This window comes from Anaerotignum lactatifermentans (genome assembly GCF_016902535.1).
GTDB lineage: Bacteria > Bacillota > Clostridia > Lachnospirales > Anaerotignaceae > Anaerotignum > Anaerotignum lactatifermentans_A.
The window spans coordinates 1-18,777 of sequence record NZ_JACSNY010000023.1 but is presented as its reverse complement, the minus strand read 5'-3'; the positions used below and the strand labels follow the sequence as shown (position 1 = coordinate 18,777).

Sequence of the window (18,777 nt, the reverse complement as noted above, 5' to 3'; positions counted from 1 at the left end):
GGTCTTCTCCTCCTATGTGCGGTACATCTCCGCCATAATGTTCAGCTTGGTATTGAATTCCCGCAGCTGATCCACATCGTCGCTGTTCCATACTCTGGCAAATTCCTTGTTGATCTCATTCATATCGTCCAGTTTTGCCACAAAATACAGGTTCTGGATATTCTCCAGAATATTGGTCACCAGATTGTTTTTGATTTCGTTGAGCCGCTGGGCATTGGTGATCTCCTCCCGAATGGTGGCCATTTCCGTATCCAGACGAAACGCGGCCTCGGCGCAGTTTTTCAGCCGGTCCTGCAGCTCCTGCGGGATATTGCCGCTGTACTTATAACGCAGGGAATGTTCCGCCGTTGCCCAGAAATTCATGGCGTTGGTGCGGATCTGTATCTCCGCCGGCACATTTTTCGCCCCCAACGCCGTATGCAGCGGGTAGCGGATAATCATATGATAGCTGCGGTAGCCGCTGGGCTTTGTGTTGGTGATATAATCCCGCTCCTCCACCACCGTCATATCCTGCCGGCTGCGTACCATTTCAATGACCTTCGGGATATCCTCCACAAACTGGCACAGGATGCGGATACCGGCGATATCCTCGATCTGCTCCTCTATTTTATCGGGTGGGATCTGTTTCCTTCCCGCTTTTTCCAATATGCTGGCCGGCCGTTTCAGACGTCCCGTTACCGAGTCGATGGGAGAATAGATCCCCAGATGGCGGCATTCCTTATCCACGCTGCGAAATTTCAGCAGCAGTTCCTCCACCGTCTGCTCATACGGATACAGCAGTTCTTTCCAGTTGATTATTTCCACAACATCACCCCTTTATTCCGGCACAAATCCTTCTCTTTTTATTGTACTATATCCCCGCCGTTTGGGCAACGCTCTTGACTCACTTTCTCTCCACCGGCCTCCCATCTCCTTTCTTCCAGACCTATTTAAAAAAATAAATTATTTTCTATTTTCCTATTGACACCATAGGAAATTCATGTTAGGATAAACCCATAGTTAGCTAACGCTAACTAAAATTTTCACCGATAAGTTAGTTTTAACTAACTTTCGACCGATCTAAATAAAAGGAGGGAAATCCATGAGCGTTGTAATCGTCGGCGGACATGACAGAATGGTGCGCCAGTATATGGACATCTGCAAAAAATATAATTGTAAAAGCAAGGTATTCACACAATTACCGGGGAATTTCCGTTCCCAGATCGGTCAGGCGGATCTGATCGTCCTCTTTACTTCCACTGTATCCCATATCATGGCCACAGGGGCAGTACAGGAGGCGGAAAAAAACAATATCTGTATCGCACGTTCTCACAGCAGTTCCTCTTCTGCCCTGAAACGCATTCTGGCGGAACACTGCTGTTGTTAAAACCCTATAAGTTATCTACAACTAACCAACGAAAGGACGGTGACTGCCGTGTCACATTTTGAAGCGCAGCTCATCCACCACGCGGCCCCTACGCTGCGGGGGATCAAGCAGGCCAATCTGTTCTCCCTTTCTCTGGAGCAGCTGCCCCGGTTTCGGGAAGAGATCGCCCGCTACCAGAAACAGCTGGCGCCCTACGGCATCCGGCTCCTGTACTTATATTGCTGCAAGAAAAGGATTTTTCTGATGGTCTATCGCGTCCGTGCCATGGAGCGGTATCTGCGTCTGCCTATGGTGCGCGGATACCTCACTTCTCTGGGGTACCCCGATTTTTCCAAGGAAGACGTTTCCCTGATCCAGATTCTGATGCATCTGCGTCAGCGGATGATGGCCTATCACGAGTTTCCTCATGAAATCGGCTTCTTTTTGGGCTATCCTGTATCCGATGTATTCGCTTTCATCCGGGAAAAGGGCCAGAACTGTAAGCTGGTAGGCTACTGGAAGGTCTACGGCGATGAAAACGCCGCCCTGCGCATCTTCCAGCGCTATGAGGAATGCAGAAAAGAAATGATGAAACAGGTCGCGGCAGGCAGATCCATTCCTTCCCTTTTGGAGACTGCCTGAAACGATAAAGAAAAGGGGCTCTCCCTTTTCACCAAGCAAAAAGGAGGCTGACAACAATGAGCAAGATCGCAGTTATTTATTGGAGCGGCACTGGCAATACCGCCATGATGGCTTCAGAGATCGCCGCCGGTATCGGCGCGGATGCGGAAGTATTCTCCGTGGACGCCTTTTCCGGTTCTGTGGCGGACTATGACAAAATCGCTTTCGGCTGCTCCGCCATGGGCGATGAGGTCCTGGAAGAAGCGGAATTTGATCCTTTCTACACCTCCATTGAAGGTGATCTGAAAGGCAAAAAAATCGCCCTTTTCGGCTCTTACGGCTGGGGCGACGGAAAATGGATGCGTGACTGGGAAGAACGTGCCCAGCGCTCCGGCGCCAATGTATTCGACGAAGGTCTGATCATCTGCGGCGCACCAGACGCGGACGGCAAAGCCGCCTGCAAGGAATACGGCGAGAAATTCGCCGCTTATTGATGCTCCCACATCAAGTAAACCAAAAGACATAAAAACATATCCTTCTGATTTTACAAAATTACCTTCTTGAGAGAGACCGGCGCCTTCCCTTTGCGCCGGTCTTTTCCCGTAAAAAAACAGACGCCGCCCCATATTTGAGACGTACGTCCGTTGTCTTTTTTTATTCCTTCCACTCCAGCTCTTCCGGATGACGCAGCTTTTGATGCTTGTAAATCGGCACGCCGTATTTCTCGCCCAAAGCCCGCACCAGATCCTTGTAGCAGGCCTTCATTTTGTCATGGAAAAAGATGGCCTCAATGCCACCCTCAATGGCGTCAATGCAGTGAGAAGCCCGTTCCACACCAGTCTCATTTTCATACTGTCCGGATACCAGCCACTGGTTTGCCATGATATGGGAAACGCCAAAGGCCTGATTTCCGCCCCATTCCGTAAAGACCGCCTCTGCAAAGTTCGGCTCAAAATGCACACCGCCCACACAAAGCAGATTATGCACCCGTTTTCCGTCATCGTCGAAAATCTTCGTCAGCGATCTTGCCAATGCTCTGGCCGCCTCTTGATTATTCCAGCTTTCCGGCTCACTGCCTACCTCAATATCCATCATGGATACCGGGAACTTTGTCAGCAGGGTAGGATCGCCCACATCATGATAAACGCCGGACCAGTGGGTAGCCTCCGTTACCACGCGGAACTCCTCCAGTCCCAAGTCCTTCCGGTTCTTTTCAATGGCGTGCATCAGATTCCGCATCAGTCTTGGCTTGGCGCCGCCGTAAACGCCGGAGGGCAGATCCCCCAGAGAATGCACCGTCAGCACATGCTCCAGCGCGTTGGCTCCTTCGTGCCATGTGACCATGCCGGAAATATCGAAATCCGCGAAATGCTCGTTCATCTCCGGCAGACATTTCTCATAATCCAGACAGATGGCCCGGTGCGTCGGCGCGAAATAAAACCAGTTTCCGGCCTCGTCCTGATACCGCATAACCTTCTGCCCGTCAAAGTCAAATCCGGCTTCTTTTGCCAGATATCCCTCTTCCTGTAAAATATCCCATACCAGATAGGCCACATAGCCATAGTCCCGGTTCGTATTGATAAAATATACAGCTTTTTTTCCTGCCATGGTAATTCCTTCCCTTCTCTTTTGTTTTTCAGAATATACAATTTAATACCATTATACGCTCTTTCCTCTCAAGCGCAAGGATTTTTCCAAAAAGAAAAAGGACGCCCCGGCCATTGTTCCCGGGACCATCCTTCTCATTTTCAAAACAAAATTTATTTTCTGCATTTGCCGCACCGGGCGCAGTCCCCATGGCAGCTGCCGCAGTTTCCTTTCCTGATGGCGCGTATGGCACCTATCACGGCTGCCGCCAACAGTGCCACAACAGCAATATCTAAGCCCGTCATTCCTGCCGCCCCCTTACAAGATCAGTCCTAAAACCGTATATACGCCGAAGGCCGCCAGCCATGCCACCACACACTGCATCACTACCACGCCCAGCGCCAAAAGGCCGGAATCAAATTCCCGCTTGATGGCCGCGATAGCCGCCACACAAGGCGTATACAGCAGTGTAAACACCAGAAAGCTGACAGCGGAAATGGGGGTAAAGAGCGTATGAAGCGCCGGCCCCAGTTCTGTGGTCGAAGTCCCCATCAATACGCCCATGGTACTGATGACCGCCTCCTTTGCCGTAAAGCCTGTAATCAGAGCCGTCGGCACACGCCAGTCGGAGAATCCCAGAGGCGCGAATACCGGCGCCAGCAGATGCCCAATGGAAGCCAGAATACTCTCCGCACTGTTATCCACCAGATTCAATCTGGTATCAAAACTCTGAAGGAACCAGATGATGACTGTTGCCAGAAAGATAATGGTAAAGGCCCGCTGCAAAAAGTCCTTGGCTTTATCCCACATCAGCAGCACTACCGTTTTCATGGAAGGGAAACGATAGTTGGGCAGTTCCATAACAAAAGGCACCGGTTTTCCACGAAACGCGGTTTTATCAAAAATCAGCGCCACAATCACCGCCATGACCATGCCGGCAACATACAGTCCAATCATCACCAGCGCCGCCCGGCCTGGGAAGAAAGCCGCCGCAAATACACCATAAATGGGGATCTTTGCGGAACAGCTCATAAAAGGTGTCAGCAGGATGGTCATTTTCCTGTCTCGCTCCGAAGACAGGGTTCTGGTGGCCATGACCGCAGGCACCGTACAGCCAAAGCCCACCAACAGCGGTACGATGCTTCTTCCGGAAAGCCCCATTTTTCGCAGCAGCTTATCCATGACAAAGGCAATTCTCGCCATATATCCCGTATCCTCCAAAATAGAGAGGAAGAAAAACAGCACCACGATAATGGGCAGGAAACTGAGGACACTGCCCACCCCGGCAAATACACCGTCAATGACCAAACTGTGTACCACAGGGTTCAGACCGTAAGCCGTCAGAGCCCCATCTACCAGCGCCGTCACATCGTCAATGACCATCGTCAGCAGATCGCTGAGAACAGCGCCGAAAACATTAAAGGTCAAAAAGAATACCAAAAACATTACCGCCACAAAAATAGGGATAGCCAGGTATTTATGAGTCAAAACGCTGTCGATCTTTACACTGCGGATATGCTCTTTGCTCTCCTGACATTTGATGACCGTATTCTCGCAGACCCGCTCGATAAAGTCATACCGCATCCCCGCCAGTGCCGCGTTGCGGTCCATGCCCGCTTCCGCCTCCATCTCGATGATGCTGTGCTCCACCAGTTCCAGCTCGTTCTGGCTCAGATTCAGCATCTCCACAATTTTCGTATCATCCTCAATGAGCTTGGAGCAGGAAAAACGCACTGCCAGCCCGGCTTTTTCCGCATGGTCCTCGATCTGGTGGCAGACGGAATGGATACACCGATGTACCGGCCCCTGTTTGCAGAAGTCAAAGACCTTTCCTGTCTGCTTTTCCTTCGCCGTCTTTACGGCTGTCCGCACCAGCTCCTCAATCCCCTCGTTTTTGGCGGCACTGATGGGAATGACGGGAATCCCCAGCTCCTCGGACATTTTTTCCACATTGATGGTACCGCCGTTGTTGCGTACCTCGTCCATCATGTTCAGCGCCAACACCATGGGAATCCGCATTTCCATCAGCTGCAAAGTCAGATACAGATTCCGTTCGATATTGGTGGCATCCACAATATTGATGATGCCGTCAGGCTTTTCATTCAGCAAAAAGTCTCTGGTAACAATCTCCTCGTTGGTATAGGGCCGCAGGGAATAGATCCCCGGCAGGTCCACCACGGAGCAGTCCGGTGCGCTTTTGATCTGGCCCACCTTCTGGTCCACCGTCACACCTGGAAAATTGCCTACATGCTGATTGGAGCCGGTCAGCTGATTAAAGAGCGTGGTTTTGCCGCAGTTCTGATTGCCAGCCAACGCAAAAATCATGCCTCCGCCCCCTCTTTCGTAATCTCAATATTTTTGGCGTCCTCCACCCGCAGCGTCAGGGTATAGCCCCGCAGGCGGATCTCTATGGGGTCGCCCATAGGCGCTACCTTGGTCACTGTCACCCTGGTCTTGGGGATCAGCCCCATATCCAGAAAGCGGTAGCGCAGCTCCCCTTCGCCGCCCACCTTGACAATGACGGCGGACTGCCCAATGGGTAGTTGATTCAAAGTCATATCGATTCCCTCTTATCTCTTCTGTCAAAAGTAAACCATAACTAACATGAATGAGTATAGCATAGGCGAAAACCCTTGTCAACAAAGGGAAAAGTAATTCCTAGAGAAATTCTATGATTTTTCCTTTCAGGAAACATCCGCCTGAAAAATATCCCTTTTTTATTCTTTTTTCTTTTCCCAAACACGAATATCGCTGGATTCCCCGCGGCGCAGAGAATTCCAGCGATTCCATTCTTGTCTGTATTATTTTTTCTAATGGACGTCACCCTGTTTTCCTCAGGAAATCATAGGATACGAACAACCATATTTTCTCAGGAAGAGAATTTTTCTATCATTCCTCCTCATCGAAAAGAGATAAATAGGCCTTATCCTCGTATCCCACCGTATCCTTCATCAGAGAAACCAGATTTTTCCCTTCCCGGTGGAGGTCATCCATCATCACATCCGCCGCGAATCTGCCTTTATGGAGGATCATGGCCCGGTCGATGAAGTTCTCCATCAGTTCCAGCTCATGGGTCACAATCACCAGAGTTTCTTCCCCTGTCAGACTGCCGGAAAGTATCTTCAGGAAATCCTGCCGTACCAGAGCGTCCTTTCCCAGAAAAGGCTCATCCATAAGGATATATTTCGTCCGCTTGGCCAGTCCCGCGGCGATTTCCAGCTTGGCCCGCTGGCCTCTGGACATTTTTCTGGGGGCCTTTTCCTCCAGCCGGAAAAAGGTCAGCAGCTTCTCATAGTAAGCCATATCAAAATTGGGGAAGAAATCCGCCAGAAACTGTCCGTACTTTCTGGGCGGTAGATCCGACAGAAAAGTGCCTTCCTCAAAAATGCAGGCCACCTCTCCCCGCCGCTTTTGGACGGGCACACCGTCTAGGGTCAGGTCTGTCTCCCCCCATGCGAAGGTCAGCACCCCCGCCATGATCCGCATCAGCGTAGATTTCCCGGTGCCGTTTTCCCCAAAAAGCCCCACAATCTGCCCATCGGGGATCTGGAAACTCACATGGTCCAGCACCGCCCGCTCAGAATCCGGATGGTGATAGGTAAAGAATATATTTTTTCCTTCGATCATGATGCCGCCTCCTTGCCTTTGATCCCGATGGTCGTCTCCCACAGACCCCGCTTATAGGGGTCCGCGTCCGACCAGCTGTTTTCTCCGCCGTTGTTTTTGACTGTTCCTACGATCCGTTTACTGTCCTTGGTGTAAAATTTATCATAGACCGATTTGTAATCGTCGGCGGCATCGGTATGGATCTCCCCCCGATACAGCACATCGGTAAATGTTTTGTCATGTACCGTCACATAGTACCGCTTCGGTGTGGCGCGCCCCTGCCAGAAGCCCTCTTCCCCAAAGGGGATGACGCTTTCCTCTTCTATGGTCAGAAGCTGATCTCCCACCTGTCCGATGGCCAGCCATGGCAGCCCCTCTTTTCGGAAGTTTTCCGTGATCTTCCCGTCAGCGCTGACCTCTATGCCGCTGTTGTAATACACATTGTAGCCGTATTCCAGACTGCCCAGATCCCAGTTGATGACAGCCGCCGCCCCATTTTCCTGTACGCTGACACTGTAATTGGTCACCGGAAGAGGCAGTTCCACCGTTAAGCTGTCCAGAAGGATTCCCTCTGTGCTGTACAGCTCCAGAATCACCTGTGTTCCGCTGGTCCGCAGCAGCATCAGACGATCTCCCATCTGTTCCAGCCCCAGAATTTTATGATCCTTGTCCACCGCTGTCTCGCCGAAATAGCCATAGCTGCGGCAAACATTTCCCGTCACATAGGGATTCCCCGCTTCATAGACCTCCTGAAGATCTATGTCGTAAATTCCCATTTTCCCGGAATGGTAGGCAGTGGTGCAAAATGTCAGGTACTTATGTCCATCCAGATAGACAGCGTCCGCTCTCATTCCATCCAGACCTCCTGTACCTGCGAAACTGCTCCAGCCCACAGAGCCATCCTCCCTCAGCTGCACATCTACTGCCGCTGATATTTCCAGAGGCAGTTCCAGCAGCACCGAACGAAAGGCCGTAGCCGGAATATCCTGTACCACCCCGTCCTCACTCCGGAAAGTGATCCAGCTATCCAGATTTGGCTCCATGTCAAAATACATCTCGTCATAATAGCAGACAACTCCTTTGCTGTACTGTATTCTGGCATTCACATAATCGTCTCCATCTATGAAATAAAAGAGCCGGTTTTCGATCTCCCGCCGCAGTTCTTCCGCTGAAAGAGGCGTACCTGACAGCACGGTGATCTCCGCGTCCGCCGCCGGCAGAACATGGTAATTCTGATAAAAGCCCTCATTTACATACCGTGTCTGTGCGTTTTCTCCTTCTCCCATGACCAGTGTGTACTCTTCCGTTTCCTCCCAATCATGATAGGCTGTGCCGCCGCCCAGCTGAAAAGAGGTGGTCAGTTCCCCATCCTCCAGCTGGTAATTCAGCGTATAATCCCCGTCGGAAAACTGCCCCGTCACCAGAAAGGGGTCCAGCGCCGCCCGGTCTCCCTGGATATCCTCCAGATAAAAGGTCTCCTTCTCCCATTGTCCATAGACCGCCGTTATGGCCGCCGCGGGCACCAAAATGCCCACTGCCAGCAGCACCGGCACCATTACGCCTTTTTTCATTGCCTATACCCCCTTTCCTTCTGTCTCCAGCAGCCATAAAGCCCGCCGCTGTACTTCCACATCATCCTCGTTTCTATAAATGATCTGGTTCTCCAAAGCCATTTCACTTTCCGCAACAGCTAAATTAGCAAATACGGAAAATCTGTCTTGGAAAATATCGGTTTCCAGTCTGCCCGCGTAAATGCAGTCTCCCTCCGGATTTTCCGATACATCCAGTACAGTGATGTCATAATAAGACAGTTCTTTGTCCAGATTGTCATAGACAAAATCGTCTTTTCCTCTTCCTTTGGATGCTGTCAGAACCACATTTCTCCCCACAGCCGTCATCCCTCCATCTGAGGTTTGCGGCCGGTATACGGATATGATGGTTCCATCCTCCACCCAGATTCCTTCAAAGTAATGCACATAATAAGCGTCCTGCTCTATCCTTTGACTGCCGGTAAGGAAAAAGCCTTTCCCGTGGGGCCACTCTGTTTTCTGTACCTCCATCTCGTCCACAGATTCCTCTGTGGCGCTATGACTGCGGTCCAGCAGTCTGCCCTCATAATCGTACAGCTCCATGGTAATGCCGTCGCCTTCCCCCAGAATCAGCAGCAGACCGTCTCCGGCATCCTCCAGCCACAAAATCCGCCGATCGGCGGAAACAGGGATCTCCGTCAGGGTCTCCAAAGGCGCGTCATGCTCCTCCCGCTGGTATGTTTTGCCGATCTCCTCCGACTCCGGGCCTACACAGTAGAGTCCTACGGAACCGTCACAGTATGCGTCGGTGGACAGGGTGATATAATAGCTCTGTCTGCTTTCGGACCATGCTCCCAGCGTGCGGATGGGCGCATCTGTATAATTTCTGACTTCGTAGTAATCCCATTCCTCTTCTCCCTGAAGCCGGATCAACTCCAGAGGTTCCTCCGGCGTATAGGTCATATTGGTGGGAAAGGCATATCCCCAGTACTTCAAAGATTCGGAAGTGCCCCCATTTTCTTTGTTTTTCATGCAGGCATATCCAAAGGATACGCTGACCTGCCCGGTGTCAAAGGTGGTAGTAGTTCCCCGCAGACGCCCGTTGTCGTCATAGTAATCCTCGCTAAACATCCTGTCTCCTAATTTACTCTCTTCTACCGTGTCTGTGGTCTCTATTTTTGTCCCCGGCGCCGGCTGGATTTCCGCACTGTTATCCCATACCTCCAGCGTATCCTTGCCCCACGGCACATCGGGCACAATCAGGGAATAAAAGACGGGGACGCCGCTCTCCAGAGAAAAGGATTCTTTTCGCACCTCGCCGTCTTCCAGTGTAAAATCAATTTTATGTACACTGTCTCCTACGGTCCCTCGCAGGACAAAGGCATCCAAGGCCCTTCTGTCGCCTTCTGCATCCGTCAATTCAATGCGGCCGTCCCATTTGTTCTGGTTGACGGCAAACACGGACAGGCCCACCGCCAGAAGGGAACATGCCAGCAGCGCCGCCGGCAGCAAACTCCATCGTTTCTTCATTGGGTCCACCTCCTACTTTGCCCGTGGCTTCTCAAATCTCCGGCACAGCGTTACGATATTCCAGATGGTCCAGAGCAGGAAAAGTACAGATACTGCCAAAAACAGGGAGGTATCTACAGAACGCCGTCCGCCGGACCATCCATCTCCAAAAAACAGGAAGGAACTGTCGGCGCCATAGTAAACCGTAGAGCCAACGGCATAAAGCACCAGCAAAACAAAGACGCCGATATTCTCCTGCAAAGCGGAATAGCAGGAAAGCGCTGCCAGCAGCGCTAAGGTCATCATCACACTGAGCAACACCTGCCACTGTATGGAATAGAACATCCTGAGGAAACCGCTGCGCACAAAGGCCAGAAACAGGCCGTTGTTTCTGGTGGCGTCAAGGCCCGTCACAATAGAGCCGTCCGCCATCAAAAATTCCTGCTGGGCCGCTAAAGATACCATGGCCTTCATCAGAGGAAAATACATTACCAGAATCAAAATCAGCCACAGGGCATAGTAGAAAAACAGGATGGCGCCTGCCGTCAGCAGAAAAGACGCCGCCGTCTGTTTCCCCTCCATGGGCAGGGTGTAAAACGTATAGATCCCCTTTCCTCCCATGCGGTATTTCCGCATCTGCCAGAACAGGTGCATCGCCAGCAGAATCATTCCCACCAGAAAACACACCGGAATCCAGCTGCGGTCCAGAATGATCTCATAGGGCAGGAACCCCTTTGCCAGATAGACATTGTTCTCGCCGAAAAGACCGCCGAAGGCCACCGCCACGGCGCTGAGGATGCCGATGCCCATGGACATGCCGTAAATGAGCCAGCCGCCTTTTTTCATGTACCATTGAAATAAATACCCGCTTAATAACATGGTCTTTCTCATACTTCTTCCCCTTTCTCCTGCCAGATGTCCCTTATCATACGCTCCACTTCTTCCAGTGTCAGACGGTTCTGTTTGGCCTCTGCCACAAAGTGGCGGATCAGTTCCCCTGTCATTTCCCGCTGGATGGCCGCCATGGTCTCCTGGGTACAGTCAACCACACTGGCGGCGTTTTTCGGCGTCTGGATCAGCCCCTCCTCCTCCATGAGCCGAAAGGCCTTCTGCGCCGTATTGGGATTGATGCACAGCTGGGCCGCCAGCTCCCGCCGGCTGGGCAGGGCTTCCCCGTTGCTTGCCTCCCCCAGAAATATGGCCCGTTTCAGATACTGAACGATCTGGATATAGACCGGTTCTTTTTCGTGCAGCTCCATTTTGGAAAAATCTATCACCGTCTGTCACCCCCTTTCCAGTGTACTATTCGACTCATACACTTCTTAACTGTATTATAGCAATCATACACTTTGCCGTCAATGGCGGACGAAAAAATTTAAAAAATAGAAAGAAATTCGACATACTTTATTTATATCCTTGGTATATACTGGAAATATCCAAATTTGCAGACTACCATAACATAACCGCCCCTGTTGCGGGCCAAAAGGAGGTACTTATATGAAAAAACTGACAACTTCCCTGCTCATCTGCATGCTGGTCCTGGGTGCCGCAGCCTGCGGTACCGATACCCAAAAGGAGGAAGCCTCCACCGACCAGGAGATTTCCGGCGAGCTGACGGCAGAACAGAAAGAAGAAATTTCCCATATGACAGCGCCCATTGACGCTGTGACCCGCTGTATGCTGGAAAACAACATGGAATATGATCCCAGTGATCCCGCATTTTTCTGGACTTCTCTGTCCTACTTTGTGGGCGCCTATGGCCAGAACCATACCAGCGCGGAACTGACCGACAGTACCATTACCCTGCCCAGAAAAGCGGTGCAGGAACACGCCATCGCCCTGTTCGCCGACTACGACGATCTCCTGCCTCTGCCGGAAGAGCTTTCCGATCGTGTCACCTATGACGAAAGCATGGATGCCTATACATTCTCCCTGGGTGACATCGGCCTGTGTACCACAGAGCTTTCCGATGAACGGATGGAAGACGGCGTTCTGACATTACAGGCAAATCTGCTTTCTACCATGAATGACTCCACCATCGGCACCTGGACAGTGACTCTTACAGAAAACACCTACGCTGACGGCATCACAGACCCCATTTATCTGTACAGCCTCTCCTCCGTTACCCCGCTGGAGATCACCAGAACCATTTCCGCTGTTTATAACGGCCTGTCCGATGGACATACCGCGGAGATGACTCTTTCCGACGGCACCGTAGAAGCATTCCAGTTCAGCGGAGACGATCTTCTGGAACAGCTGAATTCCTTCCAGAGCGGCGACGCGATCACATTCACCTGCAAACAGACTGGTACAGACGGACCTGCTGTCATTACGGCAATCCAATAAAAAAAAGAGGCTTTCGCCTCTTTCCAACCCTCCCAAGATACAAACGGGAGGGTATTTTTTATGCTTTCACTTCCGCCACAACACGGCACCGCAGGCCGCTCAGTTCTTCGTCCTCCAGCCACATGGCAAACACACGGAACTCCTCTTCGTGGATCTGGGACAACCCACTGAGATTTTCGATAACGTATACGCCTCTTTCCTCACAGTAGCAGTCCGCTTTCTGGTGCTCCCCATGGCGCCGGATTCCTTCCGCGTCTATGCCAATAAAGCGGATCTTCTTTTCCGTCAGCATCCGGATCACTTCCCAGGACAGACAGGGATGCTCCTGGCCGTAGGCCGGGGTGCCATAAGCCGCTTCTTCGATCCTGCCGGTACGGAACAGCACGAAATCCCCTTCCCGCACTTTTTCCGGCGAAATATCCTCTGGGGTTACTTTTCCAATGCCCCGCACATCAAACAACACACCGCGGGATTGGAGATATTCCAAGGGGACAGGGCAGTGCAGATAGGTGTCCAGATGTGTCCCCAGATGGCCCATGGCCGCCAGAAAATCCTTTTTCTCCGCCGCCTGGCGCCGCAGTTGCTGAGAGACCTTTGTCGTCAGATCAATATACATCTTACTCCACCTCGTCTTCTGTTCTGTGATGCAGGAAAATCTGTTCCGCCACACGAACGCCGTCCACCGCCGCGGAAACAATGCCGCCGGCATAGCCCGCGCCTTCTCCCGCCGGGTACACGCCTTTTACGTTCCTGCTTTCTCCCTGTTCCTCCCGCAGGATACGCACCGGAGAAGAACTGCGGCTTTCCACCGCCGTCAGCACCGCGTCGGACCGGTCAAAGCCCTTCAGCTTTCTCCCCATGGCAGGCAGCGCCTCCCGCAGGGCCTCCGTCATAAATTCCGGGAAAATATCGTCCATAGACGCCGCCGCTGTACCGGGACCATAGGTAGGCGTTACTTCGCCCAATGGTGTTTTGTCCCCACGGAGGAAGTCCCCCGCCGTCTGGATGGGCGCACGGTAGCCGCCGCCTCCCGCCTGGAACGCCTTTTCCTCCAGCCGCCGCTGGAACTCCATCCCCGCCAGAGGATGACTGTCCCCGAAATCCTCAGGGAACACCTGTACCAGCAAGGCGGAATTGGCGTTTTTGCCGTCTCTGGCGTGCTCACTCATGCCGTTGACCGCCAGCCGGCCTTCCTCCGAGGCCGCCGCTACCACATAACCGCCGGGACACATACAGAAGGTATAGACCCCCCGACCTTTTTCCGTGGTATAGGTAAGCCGGTAATCCGCCGCCGGCAGTTCTTCCGCCGCGCTCCCATACTGGGCCTCGTTGACCATCCGCTGGGGATGCTCAATGCGGACCCCCATGGCAAAGGGCTTCTGCTCCATGGCAAAACCGCTGTCATAGAGCATCTGGAAAGTATCTCTGGCGCTGTGGCCCAGAGCCAGCACCAACGCCTCTGTTTCCAGACGTTCCTTTTCATTGATGATGACCGCCTGTATCCTTCCGTCCGCCGTCTCCAGACCGGTCACTTTGGAAAAGAAGCGCACTTCTCCGCCCAGACGCTCGATTTCCTTTCGGATATTTTTCACCACATCCCGCAGCAGATCTGTGCCGATATGGGCTTTTGTTTCGTACAGGATCTCCTTGGGCGCCCCTGCCGCCGCCAGTTCCTCCAGCACCTTCCGGCACCGTGGGTCTTTGATACGAGTAGTGAGCTTGCCGTCGGAAAATGTACCGGCGCCGCCTTCGCCAAACTGTACGTTATTTTCCGTATCCAGAATCCCGTCCCGCCAGAAACGCTCTACCGCCGCTTTCCGGCTGTCCACATCGCCGCCCCGCTCCAGCACAATGGGCCGCAGCCCCATCTGCGCCAGCAGCAGCGCCGCGAACATTCCTGCCGGGCCAAAGCCCGCTACCACGGGACGTTTCTCCATCCGACAACGGCCCTCCGGGAAATGATAGGACAGGTCCGGTGTTTTGGAAACCTTTTTATTTTTTATTTTCGCCAGCAGAGCCTTCTCGTTTTTTACAGACACATCCACCACATATACAGCATGGATATCTTCTTTTTTTCTGGCATCCAGAGACCGCTTGAAGATTCGAAGCTCTGTGATCTGATCGGCAGGAACAGAAAGAATTTTTGCCGCTTTTTTCCGCAGCAGGCTTTCCTCCGCTCCCACCGGCAGCTTCAGCTCTGAAATTCGTATCACAGTCCTTCCTCTCCTTTCCGCCAGTCCTCATAATATACCTTTTCCAGCAGCAGGCCTTTGGATGGCGCCGTAAATCCGGCCTTTTCCCGTTCCCTGGCCGCCAGTATGTCCGCCATTTCCGCCGGGGTCTTTTTCCCTTCTCCCACTTCGATGAGGGTCCCCGTCAGGATACGCACCATCTGGTACAAAAATCCGTTTCCGGTAAAGCGAATCCGCAGGGCATGGCCCTCCTGTGTCATTTCGATCTTATAAATGGTCCGCACTGTGGATTTTTTCATCCGTTTATTGGCACAGAAACTCTTAAAGTCATGGGTCCCAAGAAAGACGGACGCCGCCTGCTCCATGGCCGCCAGATCCAGTTCCTTTTGACACCAGAAGCTGTATTTCCGCCAGAATACGGGAGGCATCTCCCCCATCCAGACGGTATAGACGTAGGTCTTGGCTTTGGCATTCAGCCTTGCGTGGAAACGGGGGTCTGCCTGTTCCAAAGACAGTACCCCCATATCCTCCGGCATCCGCCTATGGATGGCGGATCTCAGTTCTTCTTCCGTTCCCGGCCAGTCCATACGGAAATTGACGGTTTGCCCCATGGCATGAGTGCCCGCGTCCGTTCTGCCGGAACCGAAAACCTCTGTTTCCACCCCGGCGATCTCCGTCAGGATGGCTTCCAGTTTAGCCTGTATGGTATTATCTGTATTGCCCTGCTTCTGCCAGCCGTCATATCTGCCGCCGTCATAGCAAAGCACCATTTTATAATTCTGCATAATTCTACCTTACTGCTGTACCGCGCTCAAAATACGGGGTACAAACTGTTTCTTTCTGGATACAACGCCGGGCAGCTGGATATAATCCTCCGCCGCCTCCTGACCAAAGGCCGCCTCCACCAGTTCTTTGGCGTTTTCGCCATAGAATACCAGAGCAGAGGATTCATGGATGATATTGGTCAGCAGGAAGAACAGCATATCCGTATCGTTCCGGTCTGCTGTTGCCATATATTCGGCGATCTTCGGCCGCAGTGCGTCCAGCTCTCCCTGATCCAGAGAAGAAATCTGACCCACACCGAAGTTGACGCCATTGGCACTGAATTTTTTGAAATCCTGATAGAAAATTTCCTCCGGTGTTTTATCAGACAGACTGCTGCCTGCCCGGAACATTTTTTCCGCGTGATCCTGAATATCAATTTCCGCGATCTTCGCCAGTTCCTCCGCCGCCTTCTGGTCCACAGGGGTGCAGGTAGGAGAACGGAACATCAGCGTATCAGACAGAATAGCCGAGCAGAGCAGACCCGCTGTCTGTTTATCCACTTCCACGCCATTTTCCCGGTACATATGGTACACAATGGTGGCCGTACAGCCTACGGGCTGGTTCCGGAAGTATACAGGCATGGTGGTTTCCAGTGTTCCCAGACGGTGATGGTCGATGATCTCCAGAATCTCCGCCTCTTCAATGCCATCTACGGCCTGTGTTTTCTCGTTGTGGTCCACCATAATGATCTTTTTATTGTCCATTTCCAGCAGAGAGCGTCTGGAGAGCATACCGATATAGTTGCCCTCTCTGTCCAGTACGGGGAAATCCCGATGGCGGATCTTCGCCATAGCGCCCCGAATATCGCTGATAAAGTCCTCTGTGCTGAACGTCAGCAGATTTTCCTTCCGCATGAAATACCCCAGAGGCGTACTCTGGCTGATGAGTCTGGCGGTCATATAGGTATCATGGGGCGTACTGATGATGGCGCAGTTATTCTCCTTCGCCAGCTTCTGAATGGTCTTGGCTACCGGTGCGCCCATGCAGACCACAATACATCCGGCGTTCATCTCAATGGCGCACAGCTGGGACTCAAAACGGTTCCCTGTAATCAGGATATCGCCTTTTTCCACATAATTTTCCAACAGATCCGGGTTGGCGGCCCCAATCAGGATCTTGCCCTCCAGCGGTACGACCTCCTCCGGATTGCCTACCACCATGGTCCCGTCGATGGTATCCAGAATATTGGAGTATTTTGTTTTGGACAAAGCCAGAATTCTTGTTTCGTAAATATCCATATTGGCTGTGGCAATATCCTTAACGGAAATAATGCCCTCCAGCTTACCGTCCTCTTTGACCACAGGCATAGTGGCCTCCTGTAAATCACGCATTTTGATCCATGCGTTTTTCAGGGAAATCTCCTTGGAAATACTGGGCGTAGGCTTGATGCTCACGTCCTTGACCTGTGTTCCCACATGGTTGATAAATTCCGGACTTTCCACCCCAAAAAAGTCCAGTACATATTTGGTTTCGTTGTTGATCTCTCCCGCCCGTTTCGGGATATAATTCCCCTCCGCGATCTTATTTTTCAGACCCGCATAGGCAATCGCCGAGCAGATGGAATCCGTATCCGGATTTTTATGCCCGATAACAAATACATCTTTTCTTTGATGCATTCTGATCTCTCCTTTCATTTCTTTCTATATTCCCATACAAAGACGCTTAAAGCGCCGAAAAATCTTTGTTTTCAAATACTTCCAAGCGTCCTAATTATATCCGTTTCCGAAAAAAGCGTCAATATTTTCCGGAGGATACACCAGAAAAAAAACATCATTCCCGCTTTTCCTCCTGTTCCTGACGATACCAGCGCCAGGACATCACCGTAGGCAGAAGCAGAATCACAAATAAAATCCCCGGCAATGCCGCAAACAACGCTTTTTCTTCCACGAAAAAACAGCCGGCCAACAGCACCAGACCGCCCAGCACAAAAAGCCTGCCGCCCAGCCGCTGTGTCTTGTTCCAGACCTCCTCGCTGGACAATGCCCAAGGCGTTTTAAAGCCTGTGGAAAAATTGGACTTTATTTTCGGCATCAGGTTCCCAATAAAAAGGAACAACAGCCCGCAAAGGGCTCCAGCCGCTCTCGGAACAGAAATCCTGCCTGGAGAAAGGGATTCTGCCAGCACAATAGCCATCACTGCCATAAAAAACACATTCAAAACAACGCAAATAGAAAAATAAGCCCTTTCAAACCGTCGGTAATTCTCTTTTCTGGGATCTATTTTCGGCACCGCCCAGAGCAGCGCCGTCATCAGCACACTCATACCTCCCAAAGGCAGCAGCATCCATTTTTCTCCGTATTCCGCTGAAACGCCATTGATTTCCCAATGCATAGGCACCAGCGCCGGCAGTTCAGGATAGACCGCCAGCACCATCAGTAGCGGCAGTAAGCTCAGGATCACCAGAATCCAGCCCTTTCCTTTCATCCGCTGCACCTCCCATCAAAGCGGAAACCCACTCCAGTACTTCTTCCAGCACCGATAAGTTCAGCTCATAATAAATATACTTTCCTTCCCTTCGATCGCTGACCAGATCCGCCTCTTTCAAAACAGATAGATGATGAGAAATGGTGGCTCCAGAGGCCGAAAAATGCCTGCCAATCTCCCCTGCCGTCATGGTATTCCGGCGCAGAAGCCGCAGTATTTCCCGGCGTGTCTCATCTCCCAGCGCCTTCCACGTTTCCTGCAGTCCCATAGTTTCTCCTTCTTTCATTTCGATATTTATCTAAATAATATCTCTCATTTCCTCTGTCGTCAATGATATTTTGATATTGATCGAAATATTCCCCTGTTTTCAAAAGCGCACAAAAAAAGCATCCGTGAAACGGATGCTTTTTAAGGCGCCACCCGGACTCGAACCGGGGATAGAGGTGTTGCAGACCTTTGCCTTACCACTTGGCTATGGCGCCACTGGATACTGTGTATATTATACTCCCATTTGTACTTTCCGTCAAGATATTTTCCTGGAACTTCCATCGCAAAAGAATACAAAAAAAGCCCCGACCCCACAGCATCTCTGTGAAACCAGAACTTTTCAAGGCGCCACCCGGACTCGAACCGGGGATAGAGGTGTTGCAGACCTTTGCCTTACCACTTGGCTATGGCGCCATATGATCCGTGCGGGATTCGAACCCGCGTTACCGCCGTGAAAGGGCGGTGTCTTAACCCCTTGACCAACGGACCAAAAAACTCCCCGAGTAGGATTCGAACCAACGACCCT

At 51.8% G+C, this 18,777-nt stretch carries 17 protein-coding genes, 3 tRNA genes and 2 pseudogenes; 4 read left to right on the top strand and 18 right to left on the bottom strand.

The window, feature by feature from the left end; all coding sequences use genetic code 11:
* Positions 1–12: 12 nt before the first annotated feature.
* Positions 13–804 (bottom strand): GTP pyrophosphokinase, encoded by a 792-nt coding sequence (locus tag H9X84_RS11955; protein WP_205134493.1) that lies wholly within the window; start codon positions 802–804, stop codon positions 13–15.
* 277 nt (positions 805–1,081) lie between these two features.
* Here H9X84_RS11955 and H9X84_RS11950 point away from each other — a divergent pair, with 277 nt between their 5' ends.
* Genes H9X84_RS11950 through H9X84_RS11940 form a run of 3 tightly spaced genes read left to right on the top strand, consistent with a single transcriptional unit; the run spans position 1,082 to position 2,460 of the window.
* Positions 1,082–1,366, top strand: a complete 285-nt coding sequence (locus H9X84_RS11950; protein ID WP_205134492.1) for a DUF2325 domain-containing protein — start codon at positions 1,082–1,084, stop codon at positions 1,364–1,366.
* A gap of 48 nt (positions 1,367–1,414) precedes the next feature.
* On the top strand, positions 1,415–1,987 hold the full coding sequence (locus H9X84_RS11945) for a DUF3793 family protein (RefSeq protein ID WP_205134491.1): 573 nt from the start codon (positions 1,415–1,417) through the stop codon (positions 1,985–1,987).
* Positions 1,988–2,043: 56 nt separating this feature from the next.
* Positions 2,044–2,460, top strand: a complete 417-nt coding sequence (locus H9X84_RS11940) for a flavodoxin (RefSeq protein WP_205134490.1) — start codon at positions 2,044–2,046, stop codon at positions 2,458–2,460.
* Between the two features lie 160 nt (positions 2,461–2,620).
* On the opposite strand, the gene H9X84_RS11935 is transcribed toward H9X84_RS11940, so the two are convergent.
* The 8 genes and pseudogenes from H9X84_RS11935 to H9X84_RS11900 form a co-directional block, all read right to left on the bottom strand.
* The gene (locus tag H9X84_RS11935; protein WP_205134489.1) at positions 2,621–3,574 is read right to left on the bottom strand and encodes a D-aminoacyl-tRNA deacylase; all 954 of its coding nucleotides are present in this window, start codon (positions 3,572–3,574) and stop codon (positions 2,621–2,623) included.
* A gap of 152 nt (positions 3,575–3,726) precedes the next feature.
* Entirely contained in the window at positions 3,727–3,858 is a 132-nt protein-coding gene (locus H9X84_RS13230) for a hypothetical protein (RefSeq protein ID WP_275552261.1), read from the bottom strand.
* Positions 3,859–3,871: 13 nt separating this feature from the next.
* Positions 3,872–6,111, bottom strand: a pseudogene (gene feoB / locus H9X84_RS11930) (ferrous iron transport protein B).
* A 331-nt stretch (positions 6,112–6,442) separates the two neighbouring features.
* Positions 6,443–7,180, bottom strand: a complete 738-nt coding sequence (locus tag H9X84_RS11920; RefSeq protein ID WP_205134486.1) for an ABC transporter ATP-binding protein — start codon at positions 7,178–7,180, stop codon at positions 6,443–6,445.
* On the bottom strand, positions 7,177–8,730 hold the full coding sequence (locus H9X84_RS11915) for a hypothetical protein (RefSeq protein WP_205134485.1): 1,554 nt from the start codon (positions 8,728–8,730) through the stop codon (positions 7,177–7,179). The genes H9X84_RS11920 and H9X84_RS11915 overlap by 4 nt, the downstream gene beginning before the upstream one ends.
* Before the next feature lie 3 nt (positions 8,731–8,733).
* On the bottom strand, positions 8,734–10,218 hold the full coding sequence (locus tag H9X84_RS11910) for a hypothetical protein (RefSeq protein WP_205134484.1): 1,485 nt from the start codon (positions 10,216–10,218) through the stop codon (positions 8,734–8,736).
* 12 nt (positions 10,219–10,230) lie between these two features.
* Positions 10,231–11,088 (bottom strand): hypothetical protein, encoded by an 858-nt coding sequence (locus tag H9X84_RS11905; RefSeq protein ID WP_205134483.1) that lies wholly within the window; start codon positions 11,086–11,088, stop codon positions 10,231–10,233.
* Positions 11,085–11,474, bottom strand: a complete 390-nt coding sequence (locus tag H9X84_RS11900; protein WP_205134482.1) for a GntR family transcriptional regulator — start codon at positions 11,472–11,474, stop codon at positions 11,085–11,087. The genes H9X84_RS11905 and H9X84_RS11900 overlap by 4 nt, the downstream gene beginning before the upstream one ends.
* Before the next feature lie 220 nt (positions 11,475–11,694).
* Between H9X84_RS11900 and H9X84_RS11895 the strand changes: the two genes are divergently transcribed.
* Positions 11,695–12,543: a hypothetical protein gene (locus H9X84_RS11895; RefSeq protein WP_205134481.1), complete on the top strand. Its 849-nt coding sequence runs from the start codon at positions 11,695–11,697 to the stop codon at positions 12,541–12,543.
* Positions 12,544–12,601: 58 nt separating this feature from the next.
* Here H9X84_RS11895 and H9X84_RS11890 read toward each other — a convergent pair whose 3' ends face one another.
* From H9X84_RS11890 to H9X84_RS11850, 9 genes and pseudogenes are all read right to left on the bottom strand, one after another.
* On the bottom strand, positions 12,602–13,159 hold the full coding sequence (locus H9X84_RS11890; protein WP_205134480.1) for a cyclase family protein: 558 nt from the start codon (positions 13,157–13,159) through the stop codon (positions 12,602–12,604).
* A gap of 1 nt (position 13,160) precedes the next feature.
* A complete protein-coding gene (locus H9X84_RS11885) occupies positions 13,161–14,756 on the bottom strand; it encodes an NAD(P)/FAD-dependent oxidoreductase (RefSeq protein ID WP_205134479.1) in 1,596 nt (531 codons plus the stop codon).
* Positions 14,753–15,520 carry a tRNA pseudouridine(38-40) synthase TruA gene (gene truA, locus H9X84_RS11880; protein WP_205134478.1) on the bottom strand — a complete coding sequence of 256 codons (768 nt, stop codon included), beginning with the start codon at positions 15,518–15,520 and terminating at the stop codon, positions 14,753–14,755. The genes H9X84_RS11885 and truA overlap by 4 nt, the downstream gene beginning before the upstream one ends.
* A gap of 9 nt (positions 15,521–15,529) precedes the next feature.
* Positions 15,530–17,176, bottom strand: a complete 1,647-nt coding sequence (locus H9X84_RS11875; protein WP_205134477.1) for a putative manganese-dependent inorganic diphosphatase — start codon at positions 17,174–17,176, stop codon at positions 15,530–15,532.
* Between the two features lie 154 nt (positions 17,177–17,330).
* Positions 17,331–17,984, bottom strand: a complete 654-nt coding sequence (locus H9X84_RS11870) for an SdpI family protein (protein ID WP_205134476.1) — start codon at positions 17,982–17,984, stop codon at positions 17,331–17,333.
* Positions 17,985–17,997: 13 nt separating this feature from the next.
* Positions 17,998–18,252: pseudogene (locus H9X84_RS11865) on the bottom strand (autorepressor SdpR family transcription factor); the annotation flags it as partial.
* Positions 18,253–18,395: 143 nt separating this feature from the next.
* Positions 18,396–18,466: transfer RNA gene (locus tag H9X84_RS11860), tRNA-Cys, on the bottom strand.
* Positions 18,467–18,594: 128 nt separating this feature from the next.
* Positions 18,595–18,665, bottom strand: a tRNA-Cys gene (locus H9X84_RS11855).
* Between the two features lie 3 nt (positions 18,666–18,668).
* Positions 18,669–18,740 (bottom strand) — tRNA-Glu (locus H9X84_RS11850).
* Positions 18,741–18,777: the final 37 nt, after the last annotated feature.